The organism is Candidatus Kaistella beijingensis (genome assembly GCF_020084865.1).
In the GTDB taxonomy this organism is placed as follows: domain Bacteria; phylum Bacteroidota; class Bacteroidia; order Flavobacteriales; family Weeksellaceae; genus Kaistella; species Kaistella beijingensis.
Genome location: NZ_CP071953.1, coordinates 2,642,663 through 2,661,253, shown reverse-complemented (window position 1 = coordinate 2,661,253; position 18,591 = coordinate 2,642,663). Strand labels below are relative to the sequence as shown.

General features: G+C 36.8%; 14 protein-coding genes and 1 tRNA gene. 5 read left to right on the top strand and 10 right to left on the bottom strand.

From position 1 onward, the window contains the following. The first annotated feature begins 177 nt into the window (after nucleotides 1-177). Nucleotides 178-1,854 (top strand): formate--tetrahydrofolate ligase, encoded by a 1,677-nt coding sequence (locus tag J4771_RS12420; protein WP_224135307.1) that lies wholly within the window; start codon nucleotides 178-180, stop codon nucleotides 1,852-1,854. Between the two features lie 150 nt (nucleotides 1,855-2,004). Beyond that, nucleotides 2,005-3,549 (top strand): IS1182 family transposase, encoded by a 1,545-nt coding sequence (locus J4771_RS12415; RefSeq protein WP_224134934.1) that lies wholly within the window; start codon nucleotides 2,005-2,007, stop codon nucleotides 3,547-3,549. A 449-nt stretch (nucleotides 3,550-3,998) separates the two neighbouring features. Here the strand turns inward: J4771_RS12415 and J4771_RS12410 are convergent. The 8 genes from J4771_RS12410 to J4771_RS12375 form a co-directional block, all read right to left on the bottom strand. Further along, nucleotides 3,999-4,072: transfer RNA gene (locus J4771_RS12410), tRNA-Ala, on the bottom strand. 235 nt (nucleotides 4,073-4,307) lie between these two features. Next, on the bottom strand, nucleotides 4,308-5,096 hold the full coding sequence (locus J4771_RS12405) for a class I SAM-dependent methyltransferase (RefSeq protein WP_224135306.1): 789 nt from the start codon (nucleotides 5,094-5,096) through the stop codon (nucleotides 4,308-4,310). Between the two features lie 45 nt (nucleotides 5,097-5,141). Continuing rightward, nucleotides 5,142-5,855, bottom strand: a complete 714-nt coding sequence (locus J4771_RS12400; RefSeq protein ID WP_224135305.1) for a DUF1835 domain-containing protein — start codon at nucleotides 5,853-5,855, stop codon at nucleotides 5,142-5,144. After that, nucleotides 5,855-6,271: an EamA family transporter gene (locus J4771_RS12395; RefSeq protein WP_224135304.1), complete on the bottom strand. Its 417-nt coding sequence runs from the start codon at nucleotides 6,269-6,271 to the stop codon at nucleotides 5,855-5,857. The genes J4771_RS12400 and J4771_RS12395 overlap by 1 nt, the downstream gene beginning before the upstream one ends. 88 nt (nucleotides 6,272-6,359) lie before the next feature. Beyond that, complete coding sequence (gene hisS, locus J4771_RS12390) at nucleotides 6,360-7,709, bottom strand: histidine--tRNA ligase (RefSeq protein ID WP_224135303.1); 1,350 nt, start codon at nucleotides 7,707-7,709, stop codon at nucleotides 6,360-6,362. Between the two features lie 246 nt (nucleotides 7,710-7,955). After that, a complete protein-coding gene (locus J4771_RS12385) occupies nucleotides 7,956-9,500 on the bottom strand; it encodes an IS1182 family transposase (RefSeq protein WP_224134934.1) in 1,545 nt (514 codons plus the stop codon). Nucleotides 9,501-9,611: 111 nt separating this feature from the next. Beyond that, nucleotides 9,612-10,061 carry an HRDC domain-containing protein gene (locus tag J4771_RS12380; RefSeq protein ID WP_224135302.1) on the bottom strand — a complete coding sequence of 150 codons (450 nt, stop codon included), beginning with the start codon at nucleotides 10,059-10,061 and terminating at the stop codon, nucleotides 9,612-9,614. Nucleotides 10,062-10,146: 85 nt separating this feature from the next. Further along, nucleotides 10,147-10,476: a single-stranded DNA-binding protein gene (locus J4771_RS12375; RefSeq protein ID WP_224135301.1), complete on the bottom strand. Its 330-nt coding sequence runs from the start codon at nucleotides 10,474-10,476 to the stop codon at nucleotides 10,147-10,149. A 466-nt stretch (nucleotides 10,477-10,942) separates the two neighbouring features. Between J4771_RS12375 and tyrS the strand changes: the two genes are divergently transcribed. After that, nucleotides 10,943-12,238, top strand: coding sequence for a tyrosine--tRNA ligase (gene tyrS, locus J4771_RS12370; RefSeq protein ID WP_224135300.1), 1,296 nt, complete (start codon nucleotides 10,943-10,945; stop codon nucleotides 12,236-12,238). Between the two features lie 266 nt (nucleotides 12,239-12,504). Here the strand turns inward: tyrS and J4771_RS12365 are convergent, their stop codons facing one another. Further along, the gene (locus J4771_RS12365) at nucleotides 12,505-13,257 is read right to left on the bottom strand and encodes an acyl-CoA desaturase (protein WP_224135299.1); all 753 of its coding nucleotides are present in this window, start codon (nucleotides 13,255-13,257) and stop codon (nucleotides 12,505-12,507) included. Nucleotides 13,258-13,963: 706 nt separating this feature from the next. Between J4771_RS12365 and J4771_RS12360 the strand changes: the two genes are divergently transcribed. Beyond that, nucleotides 13,964-14,602, top strand: a complete 639-nt coding sequence (locus J4771_RS12360; protein WP_224135298.1) for an alpha/beta hydrolase — start codon at nucleotides 13,964-13,966, stop codon at nucleotides 14,600-14,602. Nucleotides 14,603-14,628: 26 nt separating this feature from the next. Next, nucleotides 14,629-15,990 carry an alpha/beta hydrolase-fold protein gene (locus J4771_RS12355; protein WP_224135297.1) on the top strand — a complete coding sequence of 454 codons (1,362 nt, stop codon included), beginning with the start codon at nucleotides 14,629-14,631 and terminating at the stop codon, nucleotides 15,988-15,990. A 56-nt stretch (nucleotides 15,991-16,046) separates the two neighbouring features. Here J4771_RS12355 and J4771_RS12350 read toward each other — a convergent pair whose 3' ends face one another. Continuing rightward, nucleotides 16,047-18,557, bottom strand: coding sequence for a M1 family metallopeptidase (locus J4771_RS12350; protein ID WP_224135296.1), 2,511 nt, complete (start codon nucleotides 18,555-18,557; stop codon nucleotides 16,047-16,049). Between the last annotated feature and the right edge of the window lie 34 nt (nucleotides 18,558-18,591).

The window sequence follows — 18,591 nt, the reverse complement described above, 5'->3', positions numbered from 1 at the left end:
TTTTGGCTAAAGCCAATTCGTATCTTTTATTATTGAACTGTTGATTTCCTCATCATAATTTTAGTTTGCAAAATTTTAAGAGCAATGATTTAATTTTCAGGGTGATTTTAAACAGCTTAAAATTTTGTTGAAATTCTCTGAATATGACTAAATTTGATAGATTTAAAATTTACATCTATGAGTTTCCCAACCGACCTTGAAATTGCAGAATCAGCAAACATCCAACACATTAAAAACATTGCAGAAAAAATAGGAATCCACAATGATGATTTGGAATATTTTGGAAAACACAAAGCCAAAATTCCTTTAAAATACATTGACGAAGAAAAAATCAAAAAGTCCAAACTTATTTTGGTAACCGCGATTAATCCAACTCCTGCAGGTGAGGGAAAAACTACAGTTTCTGTTGGCTTGAACGATGGTCTTAATAAAATTGGAAAAAAATCCATTGCCGTTTTACGCGAACCTTCGCTCGGTCCTGTTTTCGGGGTGAAAGGCGGTGCTGCAGGTGGTGGTTATGCGCAAGTGATTCCGATGGTGGATATTAATCTGCATTTCACGGGAGATTTTGCTGCCATTGAAAAAGCCAATAATCTTCTTTCTGCATTGATTGACAATAATTTACAGAACAAAAAATTCTCATTAAACCTCGACCCAAGAACCATCGTTTGGAAACGAGTGATGGATATGAATGACCGTTCGCTTCGTCATATTGTGGTTGGTTTAGGCGGCTCAAACAACGGAATTACCCGTGAAGAAGGTTTCAACATTACTCCTGCAAGTGAAGTGATGGCGATTCTTTGTTTAAGTCGGGATTTTGAGGATTTGAAAAACCGTTTGGGAAATATTTTCGTGGGTTTTACTTTTGACAAGAAACCGATTTTTGCAAGAGATTTAAAAGCAGAAAATGCGATGGCAATTTTGTTAAGAGATGCCATTAAGCCAAACCTTGTGCAAACTTTGGAAGGAAATCCTGCCATTCTTCACGGTGGACCTTTTGCCAATATTGCACAAGGAACAAACACGATTATTGCTACAAAAACAGGACTTTCATTGGCTGATTATGTCGTGACAGAAGCAGGTTTCGGCGCAGATTTGGGTGCGGAAAAATTCCTCCATATCAAATGTCATTACGGAAAAATAAAACCTGATGCGTATGTAATTGTTGCGACAATTCGTGCACTGCGTTATCACGGTGGTGCGAAAAAAGGTGAATATGAAAAACCCAATCTTCCTTTCGTGAAAAACGGAATTGAAAATTTAAAAAAGCATATTGAAAACGCCTTTAAATTTGGTCTGAAACCCATTGTCGCCATCAATCATTTTGCAACCGATTCTGAAGAGGAAATTGATTTTGTGAAATCCGAATGTGAGAAATTAGGAGTAAAAGCAATTCTCGCCGAAGAATTCTCAAAAGGCGGAGAAGGAATGACCGAATTGGCAAAAGAAGTGGTTTACTGTGCGGATTTTTGTGGAAATGATTTCAAACCGCTTTACAAAGTTGATGATTCTGTTGAATATAAAATAGAGACGATTGCCAAAGAAATTTACGGTGCAGAAAGTGTGGTTTTTTCCCAGAAAGCAAAAAATCAACTGAAAACGATTTATGATTTAGGTTTCGATAAAGTCCCGATTTGTATGGCGAAAACTCAAAAATCTTTAACCGATGATGAGACAAAAATTGGGCGACCTTCTAATTTTAAAATCACGGTTCGCGAATTTGAGTTTGCGGCAGGTGCAGGATTCATTATTCCAATTTTGGGCGATATGATGAGAATGCCCGGCTTACCGAATATTCCTGCTGCGGAAGGAATGGTGATCGACAAGGATGGGAAAATTTCGGGATTGAGTTGAAAAATTTTGGGTGTGTTGGTGAGTGGGTGTGTTGTGGAAAAATACCGAAAAAGAATATTAAAAAGAATCCGTCTCACAACTGAGGCGGATTTTTTTTGGTTATTATTTAGGATTTTTGTATATTTATCATTGATAATCAGATAGTTGTTTATGAATTTCAAGCATTATAACCAAAATCAGCTGGTGCTGTTTCCTTATAGTTTTGAGGAATTGATTCCCGAAAATCACCCTGTTCGGATTGTCAATGATATTTTGGAGAGAATTAATATAGATCCGCTTCTAAAAGCCTACAGCAGAGAAGGAAATCCCAGTTATCATCCCGGGATGATGCTCAAAGTGATGGTTTTTGCGTACATGAATAATATTTATTCCTCCCGGAAGATAGAAAAAGCGCTTCGGGAAAATATCAATTTTATGTGGCTTTCCAACATGAGCATTGTGGATCACAATACCGTGAACCGCTTCCGGAGCAATAAGCTGGAAGCGGCTTTCAAGGATATTTTCTCGCAAGTAGTTTTGCTTTTGGCAGATGAAGGCTTGGTGAGTTTGAAACAGGTTTTTGTGGATGGAACGAAAATCGAAGCACAGGCAAACCGCTACACTTTTGTTTGGGCAAATGCCATTAAAACCAATAAAGAAAAAATGCTCCGCCAATTGGAAGATCTTTGGAAATACGCTCAAAACGTGGCAAGAGAGGAAGACAAAGACCCTGAACCGCCTGAGTTTAAAGAAATCAGCAAAGAAAAGATCCAGCAAACCGTAGAAAATATCAATGCCAAATTGAAAGGCAGCGACCGCAAGACCGATTCCGACAAAAAAGCTAAAGCCAAGCTGAATTACATTAAAAATAATTTTGAGAAAAACCTCGATAAATACGAAGCTCAGGAAGCGATTTTAAAAGAAAGAAACTCTTACAGCAAGACGGATGAAGACGCCACTTTTATGAGAATGAAGGATGATCACATGCAGAACGGACAACTTAAACCCGCCTACAATGCACAAATTTCTACGGAGAATCAAATCATCGTCAATTATACCATTCATCAGCAGACCAATGACTTCAATACCCTAGAGCATCATCTTAAAAATTTTGAGAAACTCTATGGGGAAAAAAGATTGGCGGAATTAGAAGAACTCACTGCCGATGCAGGTTATGGGAGCGAGCAGAACTATGAATTGCTGGAACAGAACAATATTACACCTTATGTAAAATACAACACCTTCGACAAAGAGCAGGATGCCCATTATCAGGCGAAACACAAAACATTCAGCAAAGAAAATCTGCACTACAATCAGGAAAAAGATTATTACGTCTGTGCGATGGGTCAAAAGATGGAAAAAACACACGAAAGCACTCGGAAAACCAAGACCGGTTACCCTCAAAAACTCTCGCATTATCAGGCTAAAAACTGTGATGGATGCCCAATCAGAGGCGTTTGTCACAGTTCCAAAGAAAATCGCAGTGTAGAGCGAAACCATCATCTGGAACAGTACAAAGAGAAAATCAGGGAACTATTAAACAGCCAAGAAGGCATTAAAAAACGCAGACAACGCTCGGTTGAAGTAGAACCTGTGTTTGCACATCTGAAACATTGCAACAATTTTAAGCGGTTTACCCTGAAAGGTCTGAAAAAAGTAGAATTGGAGTTCGGATTGCACGCATTAGCACACAATTTAAGAAAGAAAGTTGCCTAAAGAAGACAACTTTTTCTTTTTCCAAAACATTGAAGATTGGAACTGCAATAAAAAATCCGCCTCAATTTTTATTGTGAGACAGATTCTTTTAGTTAAGTTCGTTCCTATTCTTTAGCTGTCATCTTTAAATTTTTACATTGATCTTTTTGCACTGGCCAGATTTCTGTCTTTACGGATCCTGTTTAACTGAATTCCCAAGTAACCTGCCAAAATTTTCACTTTTAATCGTTTCCCAAATTGTTGATCGCTTGAAATCAGTTGTTCATAAGAATTTCGTGAAAAATAACTTTGCAATAAAAAATCTTTTTTCAAAAGATTTCTACTATAATCAATTAATAGTTTATTCTGCCTCCTTTTTTATGAATAAAAATTAGGAAAGGTAGCAGGAATTAAGAGTGGTTTAAACGCAAAATAACCTCTGATAATCAGAGGTTAGTAAAATAAAGAAGTGGAGGATATCGGGATCGAACCGACCACCTTTTGACTGCCAGTCAAACGCTCTAGCCAAATGAGCTAATCCCCCGTAAAAAATTTGAAGTACGAAATTCGAAATTCGAATTAGGTTTGCAATAGTACAAAAAATTTGTTTCAAATTGCATGATTTTAATTGATTCTGCGAAAATTTTACTTTATAAATAAGTCGATTACCTCAATAAATTTCTTGAAAACAACTTTGTTAATATTTTTAAAGCAAAACAAGCAAAATTTAAAAACTTAAAATTTTTCTCAGTTAGAATTATCTTTTACACTTACAAAAACTATTTCCCGGCAACCACCGAAAAAACATGTGGAACCTTATTCCCAAATTGTGGTATTCTGTATTTTCCTTTCTCAAATTCCTCATTGTGGCGGAAACACGCATAAGGCGACCAGTCGTATTCCTCAAAATATTCTATTTTGAGGTTTTCTTTGATTAAATTATTCAGAACATCAGAAAGAGGATGATTCCACATGACGTAATCTTGCACAATGTTTGCGGATTGGTCTGCATAAGTTCCTTCGTAGGTTTCCATAATCGGTTTTTCATTGAAATAATTGTACTTCACAAAAGTAAAATCGTCATCAAACATCCAAATCACGGGATGAAATTCCACAAAAACAAATTTTCCGCCTGGTTTCAGGAAGCGTGAAATCACTTTTGCCCACTTTTCCAAATCGGGAAGCCAACCAATGGTTCCATAACTGCTGTAAACGATGTCAAATTTCTGATCCAGAACATTTGGCAAATCGTAAACATCCGAAACGATAAATTCGGTATCTGTTCCGCATTTTTGTGCTAAATTTTTTGCGGTTTCAATCGCTTTATCCGACAAATCAATTCCTGTAACTTTCGCGCCCATTCTTGAAAGCGAAATGGAATCCTGCCCAAAATGACATTGAAGATGGAGAATTTCGTTTCCTTTCACATCGCCCAAAAGTTCAAGCTCAATCGAGTTTAAAGAAGTTCTTCCATGTAGAAATTCCTCCACAAAATAGAAGTCGGATTTCAGATGCGGCTCTACTTTGGCGTTCCAGGAATTGCGGTTGATTTCGAGATAGTCTTGCATAGGTTGAGGTTAAGGTTAAGGTTAAGGTTAAGGTTAAGGTTAAGGCTAAGGTTGAGGAAAATACCTTTTGAACTGTAAATCGCCGAAACCGTAAATTCCATATTTTTCTGTAAATTTCTGAAATAATTTATTGACATCACTTTCTTGATTGGCAAGTTCTGAAATTTGTTTATCTAAATTTCCGTTGAATCGGTTTTCGTTTGCAATTGAAACGTCTTTCAGTTTTCTAAAAATTTCGGATTTTGATTTTGAAAATATTTTTAATTTCTGTAAGTCCCCTTTTGAAAAGGCTTTCCATAATTTTTGTCCTAATTCAAAATCGTTCGAATTGATTTTCTTTGATTCCGCGAAACATCTTTTCAAATCTTCAGCGTCGTGATTGCCAAAACCTTTCCATCTGTTTTTTTCATCATTAAAAGTGGGAAAAACCGCAAATAAGCTTTGATTTTCACATGAAAAATTAGAAAGCAAAAACCACAGATTTACCTGACAAAACAAATCGTCCTCAAACCAAAAGTAAACGTCGGCATTTTGGGGAATATTTTTAATTTTCTCAAACTCGTTCAAAACTTTTTCTAAATAGCCTTCCTTTGTTTCTCCAAAGCTTTCTTGAATAAATTTTGCTCGATATTCCAAAAAATTTGTTTCCGAAACTGGACCATCAATTAAACATTCACGCCAAATTATTTTCTCTCCGTCCAAATCATTTGGAAATCTTTGATGAAGACAATCGCCATTTAGAATGTGGAAAGTTTTCATTATTTCCAAATTAAAAATAAGGTTCCTGTAATAATCAATCCTGCTCCAAGTGCGGTTTTCCAGGTTAAAGTTTCGCCTAAAAAGATTACCGCAAAAATGATGGTTAAAGCCAAACTCAACTTATCTATTCCCGCCACTTTGGAAACTTCGCCCATTTGTAAAGCCTTGAAATAGAAAATCCAAGAAAGTCCGGTTGCAACTCCCGAAATTCCGAGAAAAAACCATGTTTTGTTGGAAAGTTCACCAATTCCCTTCATTTCCCCGCGCGAAAAGACAATGAGCCAAATCATCACCAAAACCACAACTGTTCGAATTGCAGTCGCCAAATTGGAGTTTACATTTTCCACACCGATCTTTGCAAAAATGGCAGTGAGTGCAGCGAAGAAGGCGGAAAGAAGTGCGTAAAGCCACCACATAGGAGTTTTGTTTGAAATGGTTTAAAGTTGTTTGATATCGTTTGAATTTTCGGTTTCAAGTTTCAGGTTTCAGGTTTGAAGAATAAAATTAGTTCAAAAATTCATTTATAGAAAGTGTTTTTTGTTCTCCGGATTCAAGATTTTTTATGGTGATTTTATTTTCTGAAATTTCCTGTTCACCAAAGAAAACTAAATTTGGAATTCCTTTTTTCTCTGCGTAAGTGAACTGCTTTTTCAATTTGGCTGATTCGGGATAAAGTTCGGCTGAAATTCCATTTTTGCGAAGCTGGAAGATTACTTTTAATGCTTCCAAAGATTCTCTTTCGCCATAATTCGCAAAAAGATATTTTACAGAATTTTCGATACTTTGGGGAAAAAGACCAAGTTCTTCCATGACCAAATAAATTCGGTCGAGCCCGAAAGAAATCCCGATTCCCGGAATATTTTTCACCCCGAAAACCTCGGTTAAGTTGTCGTATCTTCCACCACCACCAATGGAACCCATTGCAACCTCATCTGCTTTCACCTCGAAAATGGCACCGGTATAATAATCAAGTCCTCTCGCTAAAGTAATGTCGAACTTTAAATTTTCGAGAGAAATTCCCAAATCCAAACATTTATTGAAAACAAATTCCAATTCTTCAACTCCTTTGAAACCGAGGTCGTCTTCCACAAATTTTTCCTTTAATAAAAGGAGATTTTCCATGGAATCATCAGTCTGTTCGAAAAGAAACTCCAATTTATCGATGGATGTTTGACTGATATTTTTTTCAAGAAGTTCTTTAATAACTCCTTCTTTACCAATTTTATCCAACTTGTCTAAAGCGACGGTAAACTCAATTAAATGTTTTGAAATTCCTGCATATTCCGCAAGTCCGGAAAGAATTTTTCTATTATTCAAATGTAGCGTCACCGGAATTTTCAAATCTGAAAAAGATTGAAGATAAAGTTGAACCAGCTCCACTTCCTGCCATAAACTTTCGCTTCCAACTACATCGGCATCACATTGATAAAACTCTCTGAACCTGCCTTTCTGTGGACGATCCGCTCTCCAAACCGGCTGGATTTGGTAACGTTTGAAAGGAAAAGTCATGGTTCCGTGATTCATCGTGACATATCTCGCAAAAGGAACCGTCAAATCATAACGCAACGCTTTTTCCGAAATCTGCGAAATGAGTTTTTGTGAGTTTTTTGAGTTCCAATCTTCATCTTTTGTCTTGGAAGCGTAATCTCCAGAATTCAAAATTTTGAAAATCAAACGGTCACCTTCTTCACCATATTTTCCGGTTAGAGTTGAAAGGTTTTCAAAACTCGGGGTTTCCAAAGGTTGAAATCCGAAAAGTTCAAAATTATTTTGTAATGTATTGATAATGAATTTTCTTCGGAAAACTTCCTCGGAAGAAAAATCTCTTGTTCCTTTTGCTAAGCTTGGCTTCATTTTTTATGATTGATGAATAATAATTGACGATTGATAAAGCAATCTACATTTGCAAAAATAAGGAAATGATAATGATTTGACTGATTGTAGTTTCTGAAAAAATTTAATAAAAGATCTAATGCGAATTTTCGGCTAAAGCCAATGTATTCTTCATTAAAAAGAATCTGTCTCACAATAAAAATTGAGGCGGATTTTTTATTGCAGTTCCAATCTTCAATGTTTTGGAAAAAGAAAAAGTTGTCTTCTTTAGGCAACTTTCTTTCTTAAATTGTGTGCTAATGCGTGCAATCCGAACTCCAATTCTACTTTTTTCAGACCTTTCAGGGTAAACCGCTTAAAATTGTTGCAATGTTTCAGATGTGCAAACACAGGTTCTACTTCAACCGAGCGTTGTCTGCGTTTTTTAATGCCTTCTTGGCTGTTTAATAGTTCCCTGATTTTCTCTTTGTACTGTTCCAGATGATGGTTTCGCTCTACACTGCGATTTTCTTTGGAACTGTGACAAACGCCTCTGATTGGGCATCCATCACAGTTTTTAGCCTGATAATGCGAGAGTTTTTGAGGGTAACCGGTCTTGGTTTTCCGAGTGCTTTCGTGTGTTTTTTCCATCTTTTGACCCATCGCACAGACGTAATAATCTTTTTCCTGATTGTAGTGCAGATTTTCTTTGCTGAATGTTTTGTGTTTCGCCTGATAATGGGCATCCTGCTCTTTGTCGAAGGTGTTGTATTTTACATAAGGTGTAATATTGTTCTGTTCCAGCAATTCATAGTTCTGCTCGCTCCCATAACCTGCATCGGCAGTGAGTTCTTCTAATTCCGCCAATCTTTTTTCCCCATAGAGTTTCTCAAAATTTTTAAGATGATGCTCTAGGGTATTGAAGTCATTGGTCTGCTGATGAATGGTATAATTGACGATGATTTGATTCTCCGTAGAAATTTGTGCATTGTAGGCGGGTTTAAGTTGTCCGTTCTGCATGTGATCATCCTTCATTCTCATAAAAGTGGCGTCTTCATCCGTCTTGCTGTAAGAGTTTCTTTCTTTTAAAATCGCTTCCTGAGCTTCGTATTTATCGAGGTTTTTCTCAAAATTATTTTTAATGTAATTCAGCTTGGCTTTAGCTTTTTTGTCGGAATCGGTCTTGCGGTCGCTGCCTTTCAATTTGGCATTGATATTTTCTACGGTTTGCTGGATCTTTTCTTTGCTGATTTCTTTAAACTCAGGCGGTTCAGGGTCTTTGTCTTCCTCTCTTGCCACGTTTTGAGCGTATTTCCAAAGATCTTCCAATTGGCGGAGCATTTTTTCTTTATTGGTTTTAATGGCATTTGCCCAAACAAAAGTGTAGCGGTTTGCCTGTGCTTCGATTTTCGTTCCATCCACAAAAACCTGTTTCAAACTCACCAAGCCTTCATCTGCCAAAAGCAAAACTACTTGCGAGAAAATATCCTTGAAAGCCGCTTCCAGCTTATTGCTCCGGAAGCGGTTCACGGTATTGTGATCCACAATGCTCATGTTGGAAAGCCACATAAAATTGATATTTTCCCGAAGCGCTTTTTCTATCTTCCGGGAGGAATAAATATTATTCATGTACGCAAAAACCATCACTTTGAGCATCATCCCGGGATGATAACTGGGATTTCCTTCTCTGCTGTAGGCTTTTAGAAGCGGATCTATATTAATTCTCTCCAAAATATCATTGACAATCCGAACAGGGTGATTTTCGGGAATCAATTCCTCAAAACTATAAGGAAACAGCACCAGCTGATTTTGGTTATAATGCTTGAAATTCATAAACAACTATCTGATTATCAATGATAAATATACAAAAATCCTAAATAATAACCAAAAAAAATCCGCCTCAGTTGTGAGACGGATTCCTATTGATTACATCGCATTATTTTATCATACACGCTCTAAAATTTCGATGATTTCTTCGCCATAATTTTCGAGTTTGTGTCTGCCGAAACCTTTTATATCAAGCAATTCTTCTTTTTTTATCGGTTTGTATTTTGCGATGGATAATAATTCATTATTGGTTGCTATAAAATAAACTGGAAGATTTTGCTCTTTTGCTTTCTCGGTGCGCCAAAGTTTTAGCGAATCTAAAATTGCAATTTCATCCTTGCTTAATTCTGCATCTTTTCCGGCAGAATATTTTTGGGATTTTGCTTCGTTGACCGACATTTTCATTTCCTCGTAATAAAGAATAACGGACCAGTAACTTTCATCGTCCTTCACAAAAGCGGATTCGTATTTCAAAATATTATTTTCTCTCAAAAACTGGTCTAGAATTCTTTGGTCACTGTAGATATATTCTTCCGACAAACGGACTTTTATTAATTTTACTTTCATGATTGGTGGATTTTTATGGTGTTTGTTGTTGAATGATGGGAGACTGAGCCGAATTACAATTTGCAAATCGGCTCATTTCACCAAGTTATTTGCTTCCGACCATCACTAATTCTTCTACACGAATATCGGTGGTATATCTTTTTACTCCATCTTTATCGTCGTAAGTTCTATAGACGATTTTTCCCTCCACGGCGATTTCTTTACCTTTTTCTACATACTTTTCCATGATGTCGGCTAATTTTCCGTTGGCAACGAGATTGTGCCATTGCGTTTCTTCTACTTTTTCACCAAGCGCATTGGTATAGTAATCTGTGGTGGCTAAACTTACTTTCGCCAGTTTTCCGTTTTCGAATTTTACGATTTCGACTTCTTTTCCTGTTCTACCGATTAAGGTAACTTTGTTTCTTAGTGACATGACTTTAAATTTTTATTAATTATACTTTAGAATTGCGTCTCACTGTTTTTCCGCAAATCTCTGGTGCAAAGATTCACCGCTCACCAAAATTTAGTCGGTAAAGAAGTGTTTAATATCATTTGTAGTCGTTTGTATCGGATATAAATCTGATTATCAATATTTTAAAATTATTAAATTGTCCTGAAAAAAATTGGTTCTATTTATTGGAATTTTCGGCGGCGGCTTCGCCGCCGCCGAAAAGAGTGTTTTATTTACCCTTCTTTTTTGCCAAAAATTTCATGAAAAGCGACTCCCTGCGTGAGCGGTTGCAGCGGCATCCTTTTCTGTAGCGAAGCGGAAGAAAAGATATAGCGGAAAACGCGGTTTTTTTAGAATTGGAAAGTGCGTTGGCGAAAAACACGCCCAAAAACCTTAAAGAAATCTTGACGAATTCCCTATCTTTGCGACTTCAAAAAATTTACAGGAAATGAACCCTTTTATTGAAGAACTGAAATGGCGCGGACTTTTTGCCGACATGATGCCCGGAACAGACGAACAACTGAATAAGGAATTGACGACCGCTTATATCGGATTCGATCCAACTGCGGATTCGCTGCATATCGGGAGTTTGATTCAGATCAAAATTTTGGCTCATTTTCAGCAACACGGCCACAAACCGATTGCATTGGTTGGTGGTGCAACAGGAATGATTGGCGATCCTTCGGGAAAATCCAACGAGAGAAATCTTTTGGATGAGGCGACCTTAAATCATTATGTAGATTGCCTAAAAAACCAGCTTTCTAAATTTTTGAAATTTGATGGAGAGGGTGAAAATAAGGCTGAACTTGTAAACAATTACGACTGGATGAAGGAATTTTCTTTCCTTGATTTCATTCGCGATATAGGGAAAAACATCACGGTGAATTACATGATGGCGAAAGATTCCGTAAAGAAAAGATTTACAGGAGAAGGCGGTGCGGAAGGAATGAGTTTCACGGAATTTACCTACCAACTTTTGCAAGGTTACGATTTCCTGCATCTGTACCGTGAAAAAAATGTGAAACTTCAAATGGGCGGAACTGATCAATGGGGAAATATCACGACCGGAACTGAACTCATTCGCAGAAAAGCGCAAGGTGAAGCGTTTGCTTTAACTGTCCCACTTATCACGAAGTCAGATGGTTCCAAGTTTGGAAAGTCGGAAAGTGGTGAAAATTATTGGTTGGATCCAAAAAGAACTTCGCCTTACAAATTCTACCAATTTTGGGTAAACGCGACCGATGAAGATGCCGAAAGGTTCATAAAATTCTATACTTTTTTAGGCAAAGAGGAAATCGAAAACCTCATTTCTGAACATAAAACCGCACCACACGAAAGAAAACTTCAGAAAAAATTGGCGGAAGAAGTAACAGTTTGGGTTCACAACAGAGAAGAATTGGAAAAAGCCGTAAAAGCATCTGAAATACTTTTCGGAAGAAGCACCGCTGAAGATTTGGTGAATTTGGACGAGGCGACTTTTTTGGAAGTTTTCGAAGGTGTTCCACAAAAGGAACTTTCTAAAAACGAAGTTGTTGGTTCGAACGTTATCGACTTAATTTCAGAAAAATCAGGATTTTTAAAATCGAAAGGTGAAGCGAGAAGAGAACTTCAGCAAAACGCGATTTCCATTAATAAGGAAAAAGTTGACGACACTTTTGAAGTTGCCGACAAAGATTTGATCGACGGAAAATTCCTTCTCATCCAAAAAGGGAAAAAGAACTATTTCATCGTGAAAGCGTTGTGAGATGCGAGTTTCGAGGTTCGGGATTCGGAACTCTAGAGATTTTTCGCTTCGCCCGAAATGGCACTTGAATAAAATATTATAAATAAGGAAAAACCGCCGCCGCAGCTTCGCTGCGGCGGCGGTTTTTCCTCACGCAACAAGGCAAATGACTGTCATTTCGAGCGACGTGAGGAATCTAATCATTTCGAATTTTACTTAATGTCGAAACCAAGAAATAAAAAAAGCCAGGTTTAGAACTTGTCTTTTTTTGTTGTATGGATGTGGTTTTAAACTTCTCTTTTTACATTTGTAACAGGATTTAGTTTAATCAACTTTATTTTATCAAGCAAAACCATAATCAGGTAAGTTACATCTATTTCATGCCATCTTACGCCGCCAAAATTGGCTCTTCCGCCATATTTGTGGTGATTGTTGTGATAACCTTCTCCCATCATCAACCAATCGAAATGGAACAAGTTTTTTGAAGTATCTGAAACTTTGAAATTCACATAACCATAAATATGTCCGAACCAATTGATAATTACGCCGTGAATTGGCGCCATTAAATAAGCAACAGGAAGAAATAACCATTGCCACCACGCCGTAGCAAAAAAGTAGAAAAACGCGGTATAGGCAATTCCCCATCCAATTCTCGAACCCCAAGAACTAGCGAATTTGTCGAAACCTTCCCATTGCGGAACATTTTTGGTGAACTTTTCTTCAATCGCAACTTTCTGTTGGTTGATTTGCTGATAGATTTTTTTCGTGCGCCACATCATGGTGAAAAGATTGTGGTCATATTTCGGTGAATGCGGATCTTTCTCCGTGTCTGCATACGCATGATGCATTCTGTGCATTACTCCATATCCATAAGCGGAAAGATAGTTTGAACCTTGCGTAATCCAAGTTAAAACATAACATAATTTTTCACCAAATCTCGACATCTTATAAGTTTGATGCGCCGCATAACGGTGAAGAAAAAAAGTCTGAAAAAACAGTCCCGAATACCAAAGAACTGCAATGAAAATTATTACTGCCATTTTTACGATTTATTATTTCGTAAAGTTACGACGATTCGCGAAAAGAGAAAAGTTAATTAAACTCGATTTCTAATCTTTCAATCTTTATTTTGAATAAAAAAAAATATTCTTTCGACACAAATTGAGAAAAACGATAAAACGATTTTGATTGTAAAATGTATATTATGGTTTTAAATTCACAAAATTAAAACTTCAAGAAATTCCTTGATGAAACGAACATCTACATCATCGAAATCCGTGTTGGCTATTTTAGTAGAAATAGAATTAAAATAGAATTTAGAATTAATTTTACCTGTAGTTTTCAAAATATAAATAAAAACACTATTTATAATTACTTAAACTAATTTTTATATTTATTATGTAATCTGTTAATAATCAAATGTTAAAAACAAATACATATAAACTATAACTTTATATAAAAAATTTTTTGTATAAAATTGGAAAATATAGTTTAAAAAACACAAGACCATTTTAAAATTTTAAAAATCGCATTTAGAAATCCTCATTAGCAAAAGAAAAATCAATAGATTTAGTCGCTAAAAATTATCAATATAGCATTGCAAATATATCAGTAAAATAATAAATTATATACATATTTTTCAATCGAACATTTCTACAAGCCTGATAAAAATGGAATGTAATCAAGCAAGTTTTACGTCATAATCACCATGGTTTTTAAAGCTTCAAATTTCAGTATATTTGCCGCATGGATTTACAATATTTGGTTCGAGAACCACAAAATATCACCCCAAAAACTCCACTTTTAATTTTACTGCACGGTTACGGAAGCAACGAGGAAGACCTCTTTTCCTTCGTCCCTACTCTACCAGAAGATTGGTTGGTTGTGAGTTTTCGTGCACCATTTTCTACTCCTTACGGAGGTTATTCTTGGTATGATATTGATTTGATGAATGCCGAAAACCGAATTGACATTCCTCAAGCTAAACAATCTGAAAAAACAATTTTAGAAAGTATATTAATAATCACCAATCATTATGGACTAACCGATAACGAAACGCATCTTTGCGGTTTTTCGCAAGGTGGAATCTTAAGTTATGCTTTGGCTTTGCAGAATCCTGATTTATTCTCAAAGGTTGCCTGTATGAGCTGTTACCCTGAAGAAAAACTGTTGGAAAACATATCAAAAGATAAAAAGAAACTCGAAAAATTACGTTTTTTTATTTCCCACGGAACCGAAGATGCCGTAATTCCGTTGGATTGGGGAAGAAAAGCAGCCGATCTACTCTATGATTTAGGGTGCTATTTCACGTTCCGAGAATATATGAGCGGACACGGCGTGAACCAAAAAAACTATATGGACTTAATGGAATTCTTTAAACATTAATCCAAAATTAAATTAGTATTTAATTGATGAGAAAATATCTATTATTTTTTGTTCTGTCTTCAACATTCATCTTTTCGCAGGTTACGTTGAAAATCACGTCGATCCCAACAAATACACCAACTGCTGCAACGATTTATGTTGCGGGAAGTTTTAACGGATGGAACCCATCTTCAACGCCAATGGTTTCTGATGGAAATGGAAATTTTGTTTATACCGTTCCTGAAGGAAGCGGAATTGCGGAATATAAATTTACCCGCGGAAGTTGGAATACTGTAGAAGGAAACGCTACAGGAAATTATTTACCAAACCGCACTTTTACTTTTAGCGGAACCGCTCAAACATTGAATTTAACCATTCAGTCCTGGGAAGATTTGGGTGCCGGAAATGCAAGCACGGCTGCTTCAAATGTTCACATCATGAGCAATTCTTTCTTCATGCCTCAATTGAACAGAAACAGAAAAATATGGATTTATTTACCTCCTGACTATCAAACTTCTACCAAAACTTACCCAATAATTTATATGCAGGATGGGCAAAATTTATTCGATAATGCGACCTCTTTTTCTGGAGAGTGGCAAATTGATGAAACCTTAAACAACCTCTTTTCACAAGGTGATTACGGTGCAATTGTAGTGGGAATCGAAAACGGTGGTTCAAACAGAATTAACGAATATACACCGTGGAATAACCCGCAATACGGCGGTGGAGAAGGCGATCAATACATGCAGTTTATTGCAGAAACTTTGAAACCTTATGTAGATTCAAATTATAGAACCAAATCTGGCGCTGAATACAATGCATTGATTGGAAGTTCTTTGGGAGCATTGATTTCTAATTATGGCGCCGTGAAATACAGCGGCGTTTTTTCGAAAATCGGTTCTTTCAGTCCCGCTTACTGGATTGTGAGAGATCAGTTCAACAACTACATCCAAACTTCCACTGCAAATCTTTCGAATATGAGGATTTATTTCGTGGCAGGTTCCAATGAAAGCTCCACAATGGCGAGTGATATAGAAACTGTAAAAAACAATCTTCAAGCAAAAGGTTTAAAATCAACAAACACTTTGGTAAAACTAGATTCTTACGGACAGCACAACGAAAATTACTGGAAAGGTGAATTTGCTGCTGCCTACAAATGGATTTTTCAAAATAGCGCTTTGCAAGTTGATAATATTTCCAAAAAAAAAATCAGCGTCGTATTGGAAAAAGGAAATTTGCTCGTTAATGGCCTCGACAAAAATTTACCCGCAGAAATCCTTGATTATTCAGGAAGAACAGTAGAAGGTATCATTTTGAAAAACGGTTGGAATAAACTCAAACACGACTTGAAAAAAGGCAGTTACCTTCTAAAAACACCAAACGAATCCGTAAAATTCCTTTCAAGATAATAAATAAAAAATCGCAGCTTTGAACGGCTGCGATTTTTTTTATAATGATAGCTCGATTATTTATACGCTTCAATCGCCTTATTAATCGCATCAATCTGCTGATTAATGGTTGTACTTGATGGATTTGCCTTCAACACCTGCATTTTTTTGGCAAGCCCGTCTTTCAGGATTTGCACAATCATCATTTTTGCTTGCGGATTCTCGCCAATCTGTCCTTTTACCTGCGTTAAAACCTTGGTCACGTTTTGAGTAGCCTTCAGGTTATCGGAACTCATAATCCAATTAAAGCCGTCTTCCGCAGCTGCTCCCAAAGTTGGATTTTGGAATTTCAAAAACGGATAAAATGCTGCGGTTTGTGCAATTGCAGGCATTTGTTTTTCAATTTTATTTTTTACGATGATCGGTAAAAGTTCTGCAATTAAATCGTCACTTGCTCCTTCCAAATCAATTTTATCAGCCAAAGACGCCACTTTTGCAGGATCGATTGCTCCGATTGCAGCCAGTGAAGAAGCTTTCACAGAATTAGAAACCGCACCCATTCCCTTATCGAAAAGCGGAAGATATTTTTTGTCTTTGGTTTTCGCTAAAGCCGTAATTGCAGAGGATTGAACCAAAGTCTTCGGGTCGTTTGAAGCCATTTTCTCCACTTCAGCAAGTGCCAGTTTTTGTTGGTCAGGTTTTGACAAATCTAATCCGCTCAAGGCTTTCATTCTGATTCTGAAATTCTGGTCTTTTAAAGCTGCAACCAAAGTTTTCAATGAAGTTGCGTTTTTTGAAGCATTTTCGGAAGCATTTTCTACCGCTTTAAAACGGCTCAAAAATTCTTTCGAACCGGAATATTGCATGAAATATTGTTCAGGTGTTTTCTTTTCGGTAAACTCCGCCAATAAAGTTCCGTCTGCATTGATATTGATTAAATCGGGCGTTTTGGAAAGAGGAAACGTGAAGTTGTTCTTTTCTTTGGCAGAAACCCAAACATTTTGTCTCGTCGCTTTTCCGTTTTCAAAAACATCAATCGCCATTGGAAACTGAAAATTTTCCCCAATCTGAGTTTGATTGATTGTAACGGTAACTTGTTTTTTAACAGGCTCAAATGTAGAAGTATAGGAAATTTTCGGATGACCTTTTCCGTAATACCACTGATTAAAGAACCAATTCAAATCTTTACCCGAAATTTTTTCCAATGATAATCGTAGTTGTTGCGCTTCTCCGGTTCCGTATTCGTTGGTTTTTAGATAATCATTTAAACCTGAAAAAAAGGCGTCATCACCCAAATAATTTCGAAGCATGTGAAGAATAGAGCCGCCTTTGTTGTAAGAAACACCATCGAACATATCTTCTCTGGAATGATAGTTAAACCTCACCAAATCTTTGGAAACATTCGATGGATCGCGGAAATATCCTTCCGAAGCTTTCATTAAAGTATAATCGGCAAAATCTTTTCCGTATTTGTATTCGTTCCACAAATATTCCGAATAGTTCGCAAAAGATTCGTTCACCGTTAAATTCGACCAAGATTCCGCCGTTACCAAATCCCCGAACCAATGGTGAAAAAGTTCGTGGGAAATCACATCTTCCCATCGGTTTTCATCAATTAAATCGCCCGGTTTTTGTTGCGCTGCGTCGGAATGAAGTGTTGCAGTCGTGTTTTCCATCGCTCCCGAAACGTAATCTGCACCTGTAATTTGGGAATATTTTGACCAAGGATAATCGTAATTCAATCTTTTTGAGAAAAATTCAATCATTTCCGGCGTATTGCCAAAAATTTGTTTTGCATAAGGTTCATACTCCTTTTCCACATAATAATCTACGGGAATATTTCTCCATTTGTCTTTCACGATTGCGTATTCGCCAACTCCCATAAAAAATAAGTACGGTGCATGTTTTTTATCCATCACCCAATGATCGGTGCGGAGATTATTTCCCTCGTTTTTCGACTCTTTTAAAATTCCGTTGGATAAAGTCACATATTTATCAGGAACGGTCATGTAAATTTCCTGAGTGGTTTTCTGATTGGGTTTGTCGATGGTTGGAAACCAAGCCGAACTGGCTTCGGTTTCTCCCTGTGTCCAAATTTGGGTAGGTTTTCCTTCTTCTTTTCCTTGAGGATTAATGAAATAAAGTCCTTTCGCTTCGGATATTGCTGCACTTCCTTTCTGTGTCACTTCATTCGGACGTGCTGTATATTTGATGTAAACTGTGTAATCTTGATTTCTGTTGTAGGTTTTATCAAGATTAATTTTCAGCATATCGTCTTTGTAATCGTATTTCAACGGAGTTTTAGAACCACCTTTATCCAAAGAAACTTCGTGAATCAACATTGCTTTTGCATTCAAAACAAGTGAATCTGTGGGGTAAAAGTACGGCGATGCAGTCAACCATTCTTCACCGTTCATCTGTTCTTTTTGGTAATCGAAATTTACTTTGAGTTTGGTGTGTTTCAGTTCCGTCATTTTGGTGTGGGTAGCTCTGTACACTTCGGTTCTGCCGGAAGTTTCGGTTTGAGCAAATACATTTCCTGAAAAAAGAATTCCGAGGAGTGAAACTGAAATAAGGAGTTTTTTCATATTATTTTTAAAGATTTTTAAATTTGATTTCTAC

What these genes read in the sequence shown, in the direction of transcription:
- J4771_RS12420 (WP_224135307.1), top strand. Translation starts at nt 178, where the DNA reads ATGAGTTTCCCAACCGACCTTGAAATTGCAGAATCAGCAAACATCCAA.
- J4771_RS12415 (WP_224134934.1), top strand. Translation starts at nt 2,005, where the DNA reads ATGAATTTCAAGCATTATAACCAAAATCAGCTGGTGCTGTTTCCTTAT.
- J4771_RS12405 (WP_224135306.1), bottom strand. Translation starts at nt 5,096, where the DNA reads ATGCAAGACTATCTCGAAATCAACCGCAATTCCTGGAACGCCAAAGTA.
- J4771_RS12400 (WP_224135305.1), bottom strand. Translation starts at nt 5,855, where the DNA reads ATGAAAACTTTCCACATTCTAAATGGCGATTGTCTTCATCAAAGATTT.
- J4771_RS12395 (WP_224135304.1), bottom strand. Translation starts at nt 6,271, where the DNA reads ATGTGGTGGCTTTACGCACTTCTTTCCGCCTTCTTCGCTGCACTCACT.
- hisS (WP_224135303.1), bottom strand. Translation starts at nt 7,709, where the DNA reads ATGAAGCCAAGCTTAGCAAAAGGAACAAGAGATTTTTCTTCCGAGGAA.
- J4771_RS12385 (WP_224134934.1), bottom strand. Translation starts at nt 9,500, where the DNA reads ATGAATTTCAAGCATTATAACCAAAATCAGCTGGTGCTGTTTCCTTAT.
- J4771_RS12380 (WP_224135302.1), bottom strand. Translation starts at nt 10,061, where the DNA reads ATGAAAGTAAAATTAATAAAAGTCCGTTTGTCGGAAGAATATATCTAC.
- J4771_RS12375 (WP_224135301.1), bottom strand. Translation starts at nt 10,476, where the DNA reads ATGTCACTAAGAAACAAAGTTACCTTAATCGGTAGAACAGGAAAAGAA.
- tyrS (WP_224135300.1), top strand. Translation starts at nt 10,943, where the DNA reads ATGAACCCTTTTATTGAAGAACTGAAATGGCGCGGACTTTTTGCCGAC.
- J4771_RS12365 (WP_224135299.1), bottom strand. Translation starts at nt 13,257, where the DNA reads ATGGCAGTAATAATTTTCATTGCAGTTCTTTGGTATTCGGGACTGTTT.
- J4771_RS12360 (WP_224135298.1), top strand. Translation starts at nt 13,964, where the DNA reads ATGGATTTACAATATTTGGTTCGAGAACCACAAAATATCACCCCAAAA.
- J4771_RS12355 (WP_224135297.1), top strand. Translation starts at nt 14,629, where the DNA reads ATGAGAAAATATCTATTATTTTTTGTTCTGTCTTCAACATTCATCTTT.
- J4771_RS12350 (WP_224135296.1), bottom strand. Translation starts at nt 18,557, where the DNA reads ATGAAAAAACTCCTTATTTCAGTTTCACTCCTCGGAATTCTTTTTTCA.